Here is a 15254-nt window from a genome sequence, read left to right on the forward strand (position 1 = left end):
CCCCACCCCCTGTTGCTTGCCCCAAGGCAAACTAGCGCATCTCCTCGGATCACAAAGCGCTATTGCGACCGCCCTCGGGCCTGAACAGCGGCGCGGCGCGCTTCCACCGCTTCGGGCGTGACGGCGCGGTTGGCGGCGGACGAGCGTTCATGCTCCAGCGCCATCGCCTCGCCGAACGGCCGCGCGAAGCCGTCATCGATCAGCTTCTTATAGGCGGCGATGAAATCCGGATCGGCGGAGGCGATATCCTTGGCCAGCGCTTGCGCCGTCGTCAGCAGTTCGCCCGCGGGCACCACACGATTGACGAGGCCCCAGCGCTCCGCCATTGCCGCGTCCAGGAAATTGCCGCTGAGCGACAGTTCCTTGGCACGCGAAATGCCGATCAGCCGCGACAGCTTCTGGCTCAGCCCCCAGCCCGGCATCACGCCGACGCGCGCATGCGTATCCGCAAATCGCGCCTTGTCGCTGGCGATCAGGATGTCGCAGGCCAGCGCCACCTCGAACCCGCCCGTGATCGCCACACCATTGATCGCGCCGATCACCGGCTTGCGGCACAATTCGATCGCCTTGACCGGGTTCTCGTCGGCGCCGGTCGCATTGGCGGATCCGAGCGCTCCCGCTTGTGAGCCCAATTCCTTGAGGTCCAACCCCGCGGTAAAGGCGCGCTCCCCCGCCCCAATCAGCACCACGGCGCGCACCGAATCGTCCGCATCCACCTGCGTCATCACTTGATAAAGCTGTGAGCGGAGCGCCTTGGACAAGGCGTTCATCGCCTCCGGCCGGTTCAGCGTTACCGTTGCAACGCCATCCTCAATATCGAGCAGAACCAGATCCGTCATCCCTCACCTCTCCCGTCTTTGTTTTGGACCATAGTATCGCCCGGCTCGCGGGCGTCCACTCCGTCTCTGGCGCGGAGAACTTCCGATGCGGGTCGGCGTGGTGGTGGCATGACAGCTCTTCGGTCGACGGCCCTTCCGGGCGCTGGCCGTTTGGGCGCAAGCTGCGGGATGTGCTCGCCGGCTCACGGGCCTACATCGGACATATGAACGACACCATCGATATGGATGCGGCCTGGACGGCGTTCGAAGCGCGCGATCGGAGCGCCGATGGTCGCTTCATCGTCGCTGTCCGGACGACGGGCATCTATTGCAAGCCGAGCTGCCCGGCCCGGCATCCGCGGCGCGAGAATGTCACCTTCTACACGGACCCCGTCAGGGCACGCGCGGCAGGATTTCGCGCCTGCCTGCGCTGTCGCCCCGATGAAGAAGGGCGGGATCGCATCGCCGTCGCGCGCGCGATTGCGCTGATGGAAGCCGCGGAGAACACGCCCGGGCTGGAGGCACTGGCTGCCGCCGTCGGCTATGCCCCGCATCATTTCCATCGCCTGTTCAAGCGCGCGACCGGCATTACCCCCGCCGCTTATGCGCGGGCGCTGAAGGCAGAGCGCGCCGCCGCCGCGCTGAGCGACGGCGCCACCATCACGCAAGCGATCTACGACGCCGGCTATTCCGCGCCCAGCCGTTTCTACGCGCATGGCGCGCCCCGCCTCGGCATGACGCCGAGCGCCTGGGCCCGTGGCGGCGCCGGCGTTACGATCCGCTGGACCCTCGCGCCGACCAGCCTTGGCCCCGTCCTGATCGCGGCAACCGAGCGGGGCATTTGCCGGATCGCGTTCGACACCGACGGGGACTCGCTCCGTGCACGCTTTCCGGCGGCCAAGATCGTGCCCGGCGACGAGGCGCTGGGGGCGCTCGCGGCGGAAGTAGTGAGCATCGTGGAGAGCCCCGGGCGCGACCACGATCTGCCGCTGGACGTCCGCGGCACTGCTTTTCAGGAAGCGATCTGGAAAGCGCTGCGCACTATCCCGCCGGGAGAAACGCGCTCCTATGCCGAACTGGCCGCGCTCGCCGGCCGCCCGGGTGCAGTGCGCGCGGCCGGCACTGCGTGCGGGGCGAACCACCTTCCCGTACTGATCCCTTGTCACCGTGTCACCAGAACCGGCGGCGCGATCGGCGGCTATGCCTTTGGCCACGAGAGGAAGCTGATGCTGCTCGACCGGGAGCGCGACCAGGCGGGGTGAAGCCATGCGGCAATCCGTCTGTTCGGCAGGTACGCGGGTGGACCATGCCTCCCCTGCCCGCCCGGGTGTTTAGGTTAATTTAAAGCCTTCCTGCGTACGTTAACGGTGCAGACAAGCAGGATTGTTGGTCAGATGAACGCATTCGGGCGTCGTAATAATGTGGGTTCGGGCACGCGGCCGGGGTTTGGCGTCGCTCGTCCGATGCAGGGCGGCACGCCGCGCCCTGATCACGGCGGTGAGCAGTTTCCCTCGCTTGATTCGCTGCCGATGCCCGGTGAAACGGCGGCTCCGGACAATTTCGGTACCATGCCGATCATGCAGCAGGACGCGATGCAGCGCCTTGCCGATCGCCAGGCAGCATCGGGCGAAGCCGGCAACAGCCGTGTCGAGGGGTTCGAGGCCTCGATCCACAAGATCAAGGAGCAGGTGCTGCCGCGCCTTCTCGAACGGGTCGACCCCGAAGCCGCCGCCACCTTGGGCAAAGACGAGCTCGCCGAGGAATTTCGCCCGATCATCGGCGAAGTGCTCGCCGAGCTGAAGCTGACGCTCAACCGCCGCGAGCAATTCGCGCTGGAAAAGGTGCTGGTGGACGAGCTGCTCGGCCTCGGCCCGCTCGAGGAGTTGCTGGCCGATCCGGAAATCTCGGACATCATGGTCAACGGCCCCGACCAGACCTTCATCGAAAAAAAGGGCAAGCTTCAGCTCGCGCACATCCAGTTCCGCGACGAGGAGCATCTGTTCCAGATCGCGCAGCGCATCTGCAACTCGGTCGGCCGCCGTGTCGATCAGACCACACCGCTCGCCGACGCCCGCCTGAAGGACGGCAGCCGCGTCAACGTGATCGTGCCGCCGCTCAGCTTGCGCGGCACCGCCATCTCGATCCGTAAGTTTTCCGCCAAGCCCATCACGCTCGACATGATGGCAGGCTTCGGCAGCATGTCGCCGAAGATGGCGACGGCGCTGAAGATCGCCGGCGCTTGCCGCTTCAACATCGTCATTTCGGGCGGCACTGGCTCGGGCAAGACGACGATGCTGAACGCCTTGTCCAAGATGATCGACCCGGGCGAGCGCGTGCTGACGATCGAGGACGCGGCCGAACTTCGCCTGCAGCAGCCGCACTGGCTGCCGCTCGAAACCCGCCCCGCGAACCTCGAAGGCCAGGGCGAGATCAGCATCCGCGATCTCGTGAAGAACGCCCTGCGTATGCGCCCGGATCGCATCATCCTGGGCGAAATCCGCGGCGCCGAATGTTTCGACATGCTCTCGGCGATGAACACCGGCCACGACGGCTCGATGTGTACGCTCCACTCCAACTCCCCGCGCGAGGCGCTGGCGCGTATGGAGAACATGGTGATGATGTCGGACATCAAGGTGCCCAAGGAAGCGATCAGCCGCCAGATCGCCGATTCGGTCGACATGATCATTCAGGTGAAGCGCCTGCGCGATGGCTCGCGCCGCGTGACCAACGTCACCGAAGTGATCGGCATGGAAGGCCCCGTTATCGTGACGCAGGAGCTCTTCAAGTTCGAATATCTGGATGAGAGCGCCGACGGCAAGATCATCGGCGAATATCGCGCGATGGGCCTTCGTCCCTACACAATCGACAAGGCCAAGCAGTTCGGCTTCGATCAGGCGTTTCTGGAAGCGTGTCTCTGACGCTCATCTGAGCGCCGATTGATGGAGGCGGCACCGCACGCCGCCTCCGGGATCTTCAGAAGCTGATCCGCGCCGCCACTCGAATGTCGCGCCCGGCGAGCGGCACATAATCCTTCGTAAACGAGGCATGCCGGCGCGCATCCACGTCAAAGATGTTGTTCGCCGACACGATCAGCGTGGTTTCGCTGTCGCGGCCGAAGGGCTTGAACGACAGGCCGGCATTCACGAGCGTGAAGTTGTCGGTCCGCGTTTCGAAGGCCGCGATCCGGTTCTGCGCCGTGACATGCTCCACCTCGACGCGCCCGCCGAAGTCGCCCATCCGGGCTGTCAGCCCACCGAGCACGCGGAGCGGCGGGATGCGCGGCACCGCGCCGCCGCCGCCGTTGGTCAGCTTTGCGTTCACATAATCCGCGACCAGCCGGCCATCCAGCTCGAACGCGCCGGTGCGGACCAGGCCCGCAGTGACTTCGGCTTCGACGCCATAATAACGCGCGCCTGCCTGGAAATACTGGAAGAGCGGCAGTTCGTCGCGCTCCAGTCCGGTCGCATTTTCATAGATGTAATCGTCGAACCAGGTCGCATAGCCGCTGACCTGGAAGTTCACCGGCCCGGTCCGGCCGCGCGCATAGAGTTCCAGTCCCCAGCTTTTCTCCGTCTTGAAGTTGGGGTTGCCGACTTCATAGGCCTGGGTCGCGATATGCGGGCCGTTGGAGAACAATTCCTCGGCCGACGGCGCACGCACCGCGCGCGAGCCATTGATGCCGATCTTCACCTCGGGCGCGAGCACGTATGCAAAGCCGAGCGCGCCCGAAAGCGAATCAAAGGTACGGCTGATGGCAACGGGCGCGGCATCCTCGTCCAATCCCACGCGAACCGCACCAGCGCGAACGGCGGCATGTTCGTAGCGACCGGCGAATTCGACTTCCCAATTGTCGCGGTTGATTTCCTGAAGGGTGAACAGGCCATATTGGTCCGTCACGTTGGGCGGCACGAAGGCTTCTTCGCCAACGGCCGAGAAACCGCGCGTGAAGCCCTGGAAGCCAGTGACGCCGCGCCACCCGTTGCGATCGGCCTGCACCAGTTCCAGACGCCCCTCGAAAGCTTCGGAGGTGAAGACGGTGCCCACCTCGGCCCCCTCGAACTCGGTATGCTCGTAATCCGCGAAGCCGGCGCGGACGCGGATCTTGTCCAGGAACCCGCCGTTGACGTTCACCTCGCCGCGCATGTCGGCGCGGAACTGCTTCATGGCGATCGTCACGTCGCCGTGCTCGTGGCCTTCCCCTTCATGATCGTGATCGTGGTCGTGGTCATGCTCTCCGCCATGGTGATGGCCGGAACCGGGGCGCTCGGGCACGCCATATTTGCTGTCATAATAGCCGACGGAGAAGCCCAGGCTGCCACCGTCGTTGATCACCGCGAGGCCGGCGCCCAGCGTATAGGTTTCCGTGCCGCTGTTCGGCACGCGTCCACGCCGGTTGGCGCGCTCCGTCGCCTCGGCTGCCTCTTCGGCATGGCCTTCCTCGGCTTCCTCGGCGGCAATCGCCAGCTGCTCGCGCCGCAGGCCCGGCGCGAGTTGATAGCCGCCGATCCGCAGGTCGTCGGTCTTGCGATAGCTGCCGTCGACATGCGCCACGATCTGGTTGGACAGTGCGAGGTCAAAGCCCGCGCCGCCGCTGAGCTCGTCCGCCGCCGAGCCATAGGTGCCGATCGCGTCGACGTGATACCCCTTCTCGGGCACCGCGCGCGGTATACGGCGATCGATCACGTTCACCGCGCCGCCGATCGCCTGGCTGCCGAACAGCAGCACCGCCGGCCCACGCAGCACTTCGATCCGCTCCGCCGTCAGCGGATCGATGGTGACGCCATGGTCGGTCGAGGTATTCGAAACGTCCAGCGAGCCGAGACCATCGGTCAGCACGCGCACGCGCTCGCCCTGGAAACCGCGCAGCACGGGGCGCGACGCACCGGGGCCGAACGAGGTTGCGGACACGCCGGGCTGGCCGGTCAGCGTTTCGCCGATCTGCGGGCGAATGTCGCGCACCAGGTCGTCGCCGGTGATCACCGACTTGCCGGCGAGCAGGTTGAGATCGCGCACAAAGGGTGCGGTGATGACGATCTCCGGGTCGGAGTCGACATGGGCCGATCTGTTCGTCGCCGGCTGATTGCTCGATTGCGCATAGGCCGGCACGCTCAGAATAGCCGTGCCGGCCAGCAGGATAGCGTTTACCTTCACGCGGAACCCCCAATGAAACCGTTGCGGCTCGACTAACGGGGACGTAATAACATCACAAGTCCTAAAATCACCTCGGTTGAGACGCTTGCAGTCCGACGGACGATCGCCAAATTAGGCGCCATGACGGAAGAACTTCCTTCCAATGAGCCGCCCGCTGGCGACACGGAACCCAAACCGCGCGCGCCCCGCCACAGCGTTTTCCTAAGCGCGATCGTGGAGCATTTCGGCGCGCAGAAGACGAGCAGACACCGCGTGCGCGATCTGTCGAGCGGCGGCGTGCGCATCGATCAGGCAGGGGGCTTTCGCAAGGGCGCGACGGTGCTGGTCAGCGTCGGAGCACTGGACGCGGTCGGCGCGACGGTGGTCTGGGTAAAGGACGATCTGGCCGGCCTGGAATTCGCCGAGCCGGTCAATCCGGAAGCGGCGCGGGCGAAGGCCGCCGTCGCGCCCCCCGTCTTTCGCGGCCAGAACCGCGACGCGCCCGGGCCGACGCCGTCCGCGGGATGGATGCCGAACCTCCAAAGCCCCTACCGCCGCTGACGGCATTCTCTCCCGGCCACCCAAGTGCGCCGGCGCTCCCGTGACAGCAGCTCCAACATTTTGTCCGCAGCGCTGGGGCGATTTCGCGGGAGGCGCGTTTCACGGGAAACGGCAGGGAGAATGGCGGTGACTGAAGATCGCGACGAGCAGATCAGGCAGCGGGCATACCGGATTTGGCAGGAAGAAGGTGAACCGGAGGGGCGCGAACAGGATCACTGGTCACGCGCTCAGGCGGAGCTGGGTGACGCGCCCACCGGCGGCGACGACGAACTCATCCCCGGCAGCGGCGACGATCTGCCGTTCGGCGAGCCCGAGGACACCGGGGTTGCCGACGCATCGCTCGGCGCGGACGCCGGCGCCTCTGACGCAACCGTGGGCTCCGAGACGCCCGACACCAGCGGCATTGCCGCGGCGGCCGGCGTGCCCATCGCGCCTGCCCCTCAGGGCCGCAAGGGCAAAGGGACCACCAGCGGCGCAAACTGAGCACGCACCGCGGCGACACACACTTCCCATTACGGCGGGGACGGCCGCCCCACCCCCGCCGCTATCGTAGCGAGGCCATTGCTTGCCCTTCACCGTTGACCGGCTTCAGCCGGGCGTGCCCTATCCGCTCGGCGCCACCTTTGATGGCCTTGGCGTCAATTTCGCTGTCTTCTCCGCTAATGCCGATGCGATCGAGCTTTGCCTGTTCGATCCCGCCGGCAAGCGCGAGCTCAAGCGTTTCTGGCTGCCGGAATGCACCGACGAGGTGTTCCACGGCTATCTCCCGGATGTCGAGCCCGGCCTCCTCTACGGCTATCGCGCGCACGGCCGCTACGAGCCGGAGGCGGGGCACCGCTTCAATCCCAACAAGCTGCTGCTCGATCCCTATGCCCGCAAGCTGCACGGCCAGATCCGCTGGACCGATGCGCTCCACGGCTATCGCATCGGCGCGCGGCGCGAGGACTTGAGCTTCGACAAGCGCGACAGCGCCGCCGCGATGCCAAAAGCCGTGGTGGTCGACGATCATTGGGACTGGTCGCGCGATCGCCGCCCGAACACGCCCTGGTCGGAAACGGTGATCTATGAGGCGCACGCCAAGGGGCTGACCAAGCTGATGGAGGAAGTGCCGGCGCGCGAACGCGGCACTTATGCCGCGCTCGGCCACCCCGCGGTGATCCGCCACCTCCAGCGCATCGGCGTGACCGCGATCGAGCTGCTCCCGATCCAGGCCTTCACGCAGGATCGCTTCCTGCAGGAAAAGGGCCTGCGCAATTACTGGGGCTACAACACGCTCGGCTTCTTCGCGCCCGAACAATCCTACATGTCGACACAGCATCAGGACGAGCTGCGCCGCGCCGTGCACCGCCTTCACAATGCCGGCATCGAAGTGATCATGGACGTGGTGTACAACCACACCTGCGAAGGCTCGGAGAAAGGCCCGACGCTGTCGTGGCGCGGGCTCGACAATGCCAGCTACTACCGCCTCGTGCAGGACAATCCGCGCTACACGATCAACGACACCGGCACCGGCAACACGCTCAACATGAGCAAGGCCCGCGTGATCCAGATGGTCGCGGATAGCTTGCGCTATTGGGCCACCAGCTTCGGCATCGACGGCTTCCGCTTCGATCTCGGCCTCACGCTCGGGCGCGAGGCGACCGGTTTCGATCCCGGCGCCGCCTTCTTCGATGTCGTCCGCCAGGATCCTGTGCTCAGCCAGCTGAAACTGATCGCCGAGCCGTGGGATGTCGGCCCCGGCGGCTATCAGCTTGGCAACTTCCCGCCCGGTTTCGCCGAATGGAACGACAAATATCGCGACACGGTGCGCAGCTATTGGAAGGGCGACTCCGGCAAGCGCGCTGATCTTGCCGCCCGCCTGTCCGGCTCGGGCGACCTGTTCGATCGCCGCGCGCGCCGCCCGTGGGCCAGCGTCAACTTCCTCGTCGCGCACGACGGCTTCACCCTCGCCGACACGGTCATGTACGAGGATCGGCACAACGAGGCCAATGGCGAGGACAATCGCGACGGCCATGACAACAACCATTCGCGCAACTGGGGCGCCGAAGGCCCCACCGACGATCCGGCGATCAACGACGCCCGCGGCCGCGTCATGCGCTCGATGATGACGACGCTGCTCGCCTCGCTTGGCACGCCCATGCTGGTCGCCGGGGACGAATTCGGCCGCACGCAGGGCGGCAACAACAACGCTTATTGCCAGGATAACGAGATCAGCTGGCTCGACTGGCAAGCCGCGTCGACCGACGAGAGCCAGCAGCAGATCGACTTCACCGCCCGGCTGACCGAGCTCCGCCGCCGTTTTGCCGTGCTGCGTGCGCCGACGTTCCTTTACGGCCAGAACTCCCCCGGCCACGGCGTCAACGATGTCGAATGGTGGGATGAGCGTGGCGAGCGGCTCAGCGACGAGGATTGGCAGAATCCCGAAGGCCGCGCGCTGATGATGCGCCGCGCCGCGATGAACGAGGCCGGCGAAGTCGAGGCGGTATCGCTGCTCCTCAACGCCAGCAGCGAGCCGATCACCTTCCGCCTGCCCCTGCCCGACACCCGCCGCACTGTGTTGATCGACAGCGCCAAGCCCGATCAGGGGGAGCTGGAGATCGAGAACGAATATGAAGTAGCGCCGCAAGGTGCCGTGCTCCTGCGATGGACCAGCGCATGGGACGCGTGACCGGCTGGGGCCCCGAGACGCTCGCTGACGGGACCACGCGCTTCTCCCTCTGGGCGCCGAATGCCGACGCGGTGATGCTGGAATGCGGTGGCGCCGATGCCCCGATGCGCCCGGCGGGGGACGGCTGGTTCGTCGCCGAACAGCCCGTCGGCGCCGGCACCCGCTACCGCTTCAGGATCGGCGACACCGCCGTTCCGGATCCCGCCTCTCGCCGGCAAGACGGCGGCGTTCACGGCTACAGCGTGGTGCCCGACCATACCTATGACTGGCGAACGGTCGATTGGCGTGGCCGCCCCTGGCACGAGATGGTCTTCATGGAGCTGCACGCCGGCATCCTCGGCGGCTTCAGCGGCGTTCTCCAGCGTCTTCCCGCGATCGCCGCGCTCGGCGTCACCGCGATCCAGCTGATGCCGATCAACGCCTTCGCTGGCGACCGCGGCTGGGGCTATGATGGCGTGCTGCCCTATGCCGTGCACGAGGCCTATGGCTCCCCCGACGAGCTGCGCGCGCTCATCGATGCGGCGCACGAACTCGGGCTCAGCGTCTTCCTCGACGTGGTGTACAATCACTTCGGGCCCGAGGGTAATTACCTCGGGCTTTACGCCGACCGCTTCTTTCACCGCGATGTGGCGACGCCGTGGGGCGGTGCAGTCGCCGTGGACGAGCCGCCCGTCGCGCGCTTCTTCATCGACAACGCGCTGATGTGGCTGCGCGACTATCGCTTCGATGGCCTGCGCTTCGATGCCGTCCACGCGATCGACAACCCGGTTTTCCTCGACACCATGGCCGCCGAAATCCGCGCCACGCTGCCGGATCGCCACGTCCATCTCGTGCTCGAAAACGAGGCCAACGACGCGGACCGCGTGCGCCCAGGCGCCTATGACGCGCAGTGGAACGACGATTTCCACAACGTCCTCCACGTGCTCCTCACCGGAGAAACCAGCGCCTATTACGGTGATTTCGCTGAAAAGCCCGCCGAGCGCCTGGCCCGCTGCCTCTCCGAAGGCTTCATCTACCAGGGCGACCCCTCGCCCAACCACGACGGCAGACCGCGCGGCACCCCCAGCGGGCACTTGCCGCCAACCCGGTTCGTCAGCTTTCTCCAGAACCATGATCAGGTCGGCAATCGCGCGCTGGGCGAGCGCCTGACGCTGCTCGCCGATCCGGCCAAGCTGCGGGCTGCCACCGCGCTGATGTTGCTCGCCCCGCAGATCCCGATGCTGTTCATGGGCGAGGAGGAAGGAAGCGAGAGCCCCTTCCTGTTCTTCACCGATTTCCACGACGAGCTTGCCGATGCGGTGCGCGAAGGCCGGCGCCGGGAATTCTCCAAGTTCGCCGCCTTCGCCGACGAGAAAGCCCGCGCAGCGATCCCCGATCCCAACGCGGCCAGCACCTTTGACGCCTCCGTCCCGCGCCCCGGCCCCGATGCCCCGGCATGGCGGGCCTTCTACCGCGACCTGCTCCGCCTGCGCCGCCTGCACATCGTTCCGCGGCTGACCAAAGCCCCCGCGCCACTCCCGGACGGGTCCGAATCCTTCCCGGACGCCTCTGCTTCCCTCACCGGCGAAGATCGGGCAGCCTCATCCGGTATGGCGGCTCCCATGACGACCTCAGCGCCCCAGGGCGGAAGCCTCGAAAGCCTCGGTGCGGAGGCCACCGGCACCGCGGCAGTCACCGCCCGCTGGCGGCTCAACGACGGCGCCATTCTCACGATGGCGGTGGACCTATCCGAAGCGCCGGCACCACTTCCAGCACCACCCTTCCAGGCTGAGCAGCGCGCCGGGGACCCGCAACCCGCCACCGACGCAACACAGGGCGGAGGACGCCCCGGCATCCTGTTCACCACCGACAATCGCTTCATCGCGTGGATCGAGTGACCGACCTCCACGCCGCAGCCGCCGCCGTTGGCCTGAGGCGCGATTGGACGGACGCCGCCGGGCGTGCCCAGCAGGTCGAGGACTCGGTTCTTGCCGCCCTGCTCGCCTGTCTCGACACCACGCCGCCGGAGGTTCCGTTCCTGTCGATCACGTGCGGGGAACCCATCCACGTGCCGGGCGGGCTCACCGGCACGGCCGGGCTGACGTTGGAAGATGGCACGGCGCGGACGTTGGCGCTCGGCAGTGACGCGATCGACGTGGTCGGCTATCATCAACTGTCGGTCGGCCGGCGCCGTTACACGATCGCGGTGGCGCCCGCGCGTTGCCCGCAGCCGCCCGAGCGCGGCTGGGGTGTTGCGGTGCAGATCCCCTCCCTGCGTGACGGCCGCGCATCGGCTTATGGTGATTACGGCACGTTGGCGGACGCCGCCGACGCATTCGGGCGCGCCGGCGCAACGGCGCTGGCGATCAGCCCGACCCACGCGCTCTTTCCAGCAGACCCGAGCCGGTTCAGCCCGTACGCCCCGTCGTCGCGCCTGTACCACAATGTGATGCTCGCCGACCCATCGCTGATCGGCGCGCCGTTCCCGGCGGAGGCTTCTCCCGACCTCATCGACTGGCCCAGTGCGGGCGCGGCGCGGCTCGCCCACCTGCGCCAAGTGTATGTGGCCAACAAGGTTCGCGTCGAGGCCGAGGTCGACGCATATGAGGCCGAAAACGGGCCGGATCTCACCGCGCACGCCCGCTTCGATGCCCTGCATGCCCGCCTCGGCGGCGCCGGCTGGCCCGATTGGCCGGCGGAGTATCAAGATCCTAATGGCCCTGCCGTTGAGAAGTTCGCCGCGGACCATGCCGATGACGTTTCCTTCTTCATATTCCTTCAATGGTTGGCCGGCCAAGGACTTGCAAGCGCTCAAGGAAGTGCTCGCAGTCACATGGCGATTGGATTGATCGCTGACCTCGCCGTCGGCACCGATCGGGCGGGCAGCCACGGCTGGAGCCGGCGCGAAGACCTGCTCACCGGGGTCAGCATCGGCGCGCCCCCCGATCCGCTTGGCCCCGATGGGCAGAATTGGGGCATCTCCGCGCTCGATCCCTATGCGCTCCAACGCAGCGGTTTTTCCCCGTTTATCAATACGGTCCGGACTGCCGTTCGGCATGCCGGTGGCCTCCGCATCGATCACGCGATTGGCCTCGATCGTCTCTGGATCGTGCCCGATGGCGCCACCGCCGCGGACGGCGCCTATCTCGACATGCCCGGCGAAACCCTGAAGAATATCGTTGCAATCGAGGCACATCGCGCGAATGCCATCGTCATCGCCGAGGATCTCGGCACGGTGCCACCGGGTCTGCGCGCGGATCTCTCCCGCCGCGGCATGTTCGGCATGCGCGTGCTACCGTTCGAGCGCGACAGCGATGGCCAGTTCATCCCGCCAGAACAATGGGATACGGACGCTATCGCGATGACGGGAACGCACGACACCCCCACTTTCGTGGGCTGGTGGCAGGGCCGCGACCTCGACTGGCGCGCCAGGATCAGTGGCAAGCCAGCACCCGATGCGATGCAGGGCCGGGCGGAGGAACGCGCCTCCCTGTGGCAGGCGCTCGGCGGCGATGGCGCCCCGCCCGCGGAGCCACCGCTCGACAACGTGCTGGAAGCTGTCGCGGCTGCCCCCTCACCCCTGATGATCCTGCCGCTAGAGGACCTGCTCGGCCTGGACGAACAACCCAACCTACCCGGCACCGTTGACGAGCATCCGAACTGGCGCCGCCGCATGCCTGGCGAGACGGGAGTGCTTCTGGATCAAGCACATACGGAACATCGGTTAGGCCTGTTGGCAAGGACAAAGACCGTATGATTCCCCGCGCCACGTACCGCCTGCAGTTCCACAAAGGCTTCACCTTCGCGGACGCGGAGGCGATCGTCCCCTATCTCGACCAGCTCGGGATCAGCCACATCTACGCGTCCCCGATCACCACCGCCGCGCCCGGCTCCACCCACGGCTACGACGTGATCGATCCCACCCGGATCAACCCCGAACTTGGCGGTGAGGAAGCGTTCCGGAGCCTGGTGAAAGCGCTGCGCAGCCGCGACATGGGCATGATCATCGATATCGTGCCCAATCACATGGGCGTCGCCGGTGCCACCAATCCCTGGTGGAACGACGTCCTTCGCCACGGACGCAACAGTGATTACGCCGCCGTCTTCGACATCGACTGGTCACGCCAGATTGTCTTGCCTGTGCTCGGCAGCTCACTGACCCAGGCAATTGCGGACGGCGCGATAGGACTTCATCGCGAAAAGGAACGGTGGTGGATAACTGCCTACAACGAAACGCGGTTCCCAATCCGGGATGACGATCAGGACGCACCCGATCAGCTCCCCCTCGAGACCCTCCTAGCGCGGCAGCACTATCGCCTGGCTTATTGGCGCACTGCGAACGACGAGCTCAACTGGCGTCGCTTCTTTGCGATTAATGAACTCGCCGGCGTTCGGATCGAAGACCCGGAAGTATTTGAACGCACGCACGCCCTGTACCTCCGCCTCTACGCCGAAGGATTGATCGACGGCGTGCGCGTCGATCACGTCGACGGACTAACCGACCCTCTCGGCTATTGTCGCACCTTGAGAGAGCGGCTCGACGGCTCGCCCCGCCCAGCAGATGCGCCGTCCGGTCCTGCTTGGATCGTTATCGAAAAGATCCTCGGTCCCGACGAGACACTTTCTCAAGAATGGCAGGTAGATGGCACCAGCGGCTATGACTTCATGGAAGAAGTCACGGCCGTGTTGCACGATTCAACCGGCGCCGAGTCGCTCAGTGCGTTGTGGCACGAGATCAGCGGGCGATCCCCCGATCTGCAGTCCGAGGAGTTGCTTGCCCGCCAGCAGCTTCTTGCGTGGCAGTTCACCGGTCAACTGGAGGGCTGCGTCGACGCATTCGCGGCCATCGCGCCTGAAGGGATGACGCGGTCCATGCTCCGCCGCGCGGTGGAGCGATTGCTGTGGGTGTTTCCGGTGTACCGCACCTACGGCCCCAACGCGCCCGCCAGTGACGAGCCCGTGCGCGAAGTGGTGCGTGCGCGCGTGCAACCCCACGTGCCGCCCGGCGAAGCCGCCGTAGTGGACCAGATCCTTGAGTGGCTCGCCGGCGGTGGTCCTGGCCAAGCAGCGCAAAAAGCCGAGGCTGTGCGCCGTTTCCAGCAATTGTCCGCTCCGATCGCAGCAAAGGCGCTCGAGGACACCGCGTTCTATCGTTACGGCCGCCTTCTGTCGCGCAATGACGTCGGCTTTGACGCCGGGGTGATGGCGCTTTCTCCAGCCGCCTTCCATCAGCGGATGCAGGCGCGGGCGAAGCACTGGCCGCAAGCGATGCTCACCACCGCCACGCACGATCACAAGCGTGGTGAAGACACGCGCGCTCGCCTCGCGGTGCTGAGCGAAACGCCGGCGCGCTGGCGTGAGGCGGTTGCTGAATGGGAGCGGATCGCCGCGCCTTACTCCAACGGGGTGGACCGCGGCGATCGCTACATGCTGTTCCAATCGCTGCTGGGCGCCTGGCCTGCCGCTTCCGAGGAGGACTTCGCGGACCGCATCGCTGCATGGCAGAGCAAGGCGCTACGGGAGGCGAAGCTGCGCTCCTCCTGGGAGGCTCCTGATGAGGTCTACGAAAGACGCTGCAACGATCTCGCTAGAGCGTTGATCGATAATGGCCGGTTCGTGGGCGCAATGAATGCGTTCCTGGCGGAAATCGGCCATGCGGCAAACCGCAACAGCCTGATCCAGGTGGCGCTCCGTTGCACCCTGCCTGGCGTGCCCGACCTTTATCAGGGAAACGAGCTAGCGGACTTGAGTTTGGTGGATCCGGACAACCGGCGCCCGGTCGATTATGCCGCCCGTTCCGCTGCGCTCAGCGCCCCGCCGCCCAAGCTGCGACTGCTTTACGATCTGCTTCAGGCGCGCCGATCTCATACCGCCCTCTTCGCCAGCGGCAGCTACGAGCCGGCGATCATCGAGGGCGATGGGTCCGACCGCCTGCTCGCCTTTGAACGACGGCACGGCGAGCGCATTCTGCGCTGCGCAGTGACGCTCCACGGCGCGGCGCAGCCCGGTACGGCGGTCCTGTTCCCCTCAGGCGTGCGCTACTCGGCAGAATCGCTCCTTGAGCAATCGCCCGTCTGGTACGAGATCACCTGAAGAGG

At 66.2% G+C, this 15254-nt stretch carries 10 protein-coding genes; 8 read left to right on the forward strand and 2 right to left on the reverse strand.

The window, feature by feature from the left end:
- Positions 1-59 precede the first annotated feature (59 nt).
- On the reverse strand, positions 60-839 hold the full coding sequence (locus tag SPMU_RS06855; RefSeq protein ID WP_088332981.1) for an enoyl-CoA hydratase: 780 nt from the start codon (positions 837-839) through the stop codon (positions 60-62).
- 203 nt (positions 840-1042) lie between these two features.
- Here SPMU_RS06855 and ada point away from each other — a divergent pair, with 203 nt between their 5' ends.
- Both ada and SPMU_RS06865 read left to right on the forward strand, forming a co-directional pair.
- On the forward strand, positions 1043-2080 hold the full coding sequence (ada, locus tag SPMU_RS06860; RefSeq protein ID WP_088332982.1) for a bifunctional DNA-binding transcriptional regulator/O6-methylguanine-DNA methyltransferase Ada: 1038 nt from the start codon (positions 1043-1045) through the stop codon (positions 2078-2080).
- Positions 2081-2212: 132 nt separating this feature from the next.
- Positions 2213-3736: a TadA family conjugal transfer-associated ATPase gene (locus SPMU_RS06865; protein ID WP_088332983.1), complete on the forward strand. Its 1524-nt coding sequence runs from the start codon at positions 2213-2215 to the stop codon at positions 3734-3736.
- A gap of 55 nt (positions 3737-3791) precedes the next feature.
- Here SPMU_RS06865 and SPMU_RS06870 read toward each other — a convergent pair whose 3' ends face one another.
- The gene (locus SPMU_RS06870) at positions 3792-5969 is read right to left on the reverse strand and encodes a TonB-dependent receptor (protein ID WP_088332984.1); all 2178 of its coding nucleotides are present in this window, start codon (positions 5967-5969) and stop codon (positions 3792-3794) included.
- Between the two features lie 120 nt (positions 5970-6089).
- On the opposite strand from SPMU_RS06870, the gene SPMU_RS06875 reads away from it, so the two are divergent.
- The 6 genes from SPMU_RS06875 (at position 6090) to treY (ending at position 15249) form a co-directional block, all read left to right on the forward strand.
- Positions 6090-6509, forward strand: coding sequence for a PilZ domain-containing protein (locus SPMU_RS06875; RefSeq protein ID WP_088332985.1), 420 nt, complete (start codon positions 6090-6092; stop codon positions 6507-6509).
- 126 nt (positions 6510-6635) lie between these two features.
- Complete coding sequence (locus SPMU_RS06880) at positions 6636-6992, forward strand: DUF2934 domain-containing protein (protein WP_245832823.1); 357 nt, start codon at positions 6636-6638, stop codon at positions 6990-6992.
- Between the two features lie 82 nt (positions 6993-7074).
- Complete coding sequence (gene glgX, locus SPMU_RS06885; protein WP_088332987.1) at positions 7075-9177, forward strand: glycogen debranching protein GlgX; 2103 nt, start codon at positions 7075-7077, stop codon at positions 9175-9177.
- Positions 9165-11054 carry a malto-oligosyltrehalose trehalohydrolase gene (gene treZ / locus SPMU_RS06890; protein WP_088333233.1) on the forward strand — a complete coding sequence of 630 codons (1890 nt, stop codon included), beginning with the start codon at positions 9165-9167 and terminating at the stop codon, positions 11052-11054. Before glgX ends, treZ begins: the two co-directional genes overlap by 13 nt.
- The gene (gene malQ / locus SPMU_RS06895; RefSeq protein ID WP_211275721.1) at positions 11042-12913 is read left to right on the forward strand and encodes a 4-alpha-glucanotransferase; all 1872 of its coding nucleotides are present in this window, start codon (positions 11042-11044) and stop codon (positions 12911-12913) included. The genes treZ and malQ overlap by 13 nt, the downstream gene beginning before the upstream one ends.
- Positions 12910-15249, forward strand: coding sequence for a malto-oligosyltrehalose synthase (gene treY / locus SPMU_RS06900; protein WP_088332989.1), 2340 nt, complete (start codon positions 12910-12912; stop codon positions 15247-15249). The genes malQ and treY overlap by 4 nt, the downstream gene beginning before the upstream one ends.
- Positions 15250-15254 lie beyond the last annotated feature (5 nt).

Origin of the sequence: Sphingomonas mucosissima (assembly GCF_002197665.1) — a bacterium.
In the GTDB taxonomy this organism is placed as follows: Bacteria; Pseudomonadota; Alphaproteobacteria; order Sphingomonadales; family Sphingomonadaceae; genus Sphingomonas; species Sphingomonas mucosissima.

Bases quoted from the DNA above. Each gene is read 5' to 3' on its own strand.
- SPMU_RS06875 (WP_088332985.1), top strand. From the start codon at position 6,090: ATGACGGAAGAACTTCCTTCCAATGAGCCGCCCGCTGGCGACACGGAA.
- SPMU_RS06855 (WP_088332981.1), bottom strand. From the start codon at position 839: ATGACGGATCTGGTTCTGCTCGATATTGAGGATGGCGTTGCAACGGTA.
- SPMU_RS06865 (WP_088332983.1), top strand. From the start codon at position 2,213: ATGAACGCATTCGGGCGTCGTAATAATGTGGGTTCGGGCACGCGGCCG.
- treZ (WP_088333233.1), top strand. From the start codon at position 9,165: ATGGGACGCGTGACCGGCTGGGGCCCCGAGACGCTCGCTGACGGGACC.
- treY (WP_088332989.1), top strand. From the start codon at position 12,910: ATGATTCCCCGCGCCACGTACCGCCTGCAGTTCCACAAAGGCTTCACC.
- ada (WP_088332982.1), top strand. From the start codon at position 1,043: ATGAACGACACCATCGATATGGATGCGGCCTGGACGGCGTTCGAAGCG.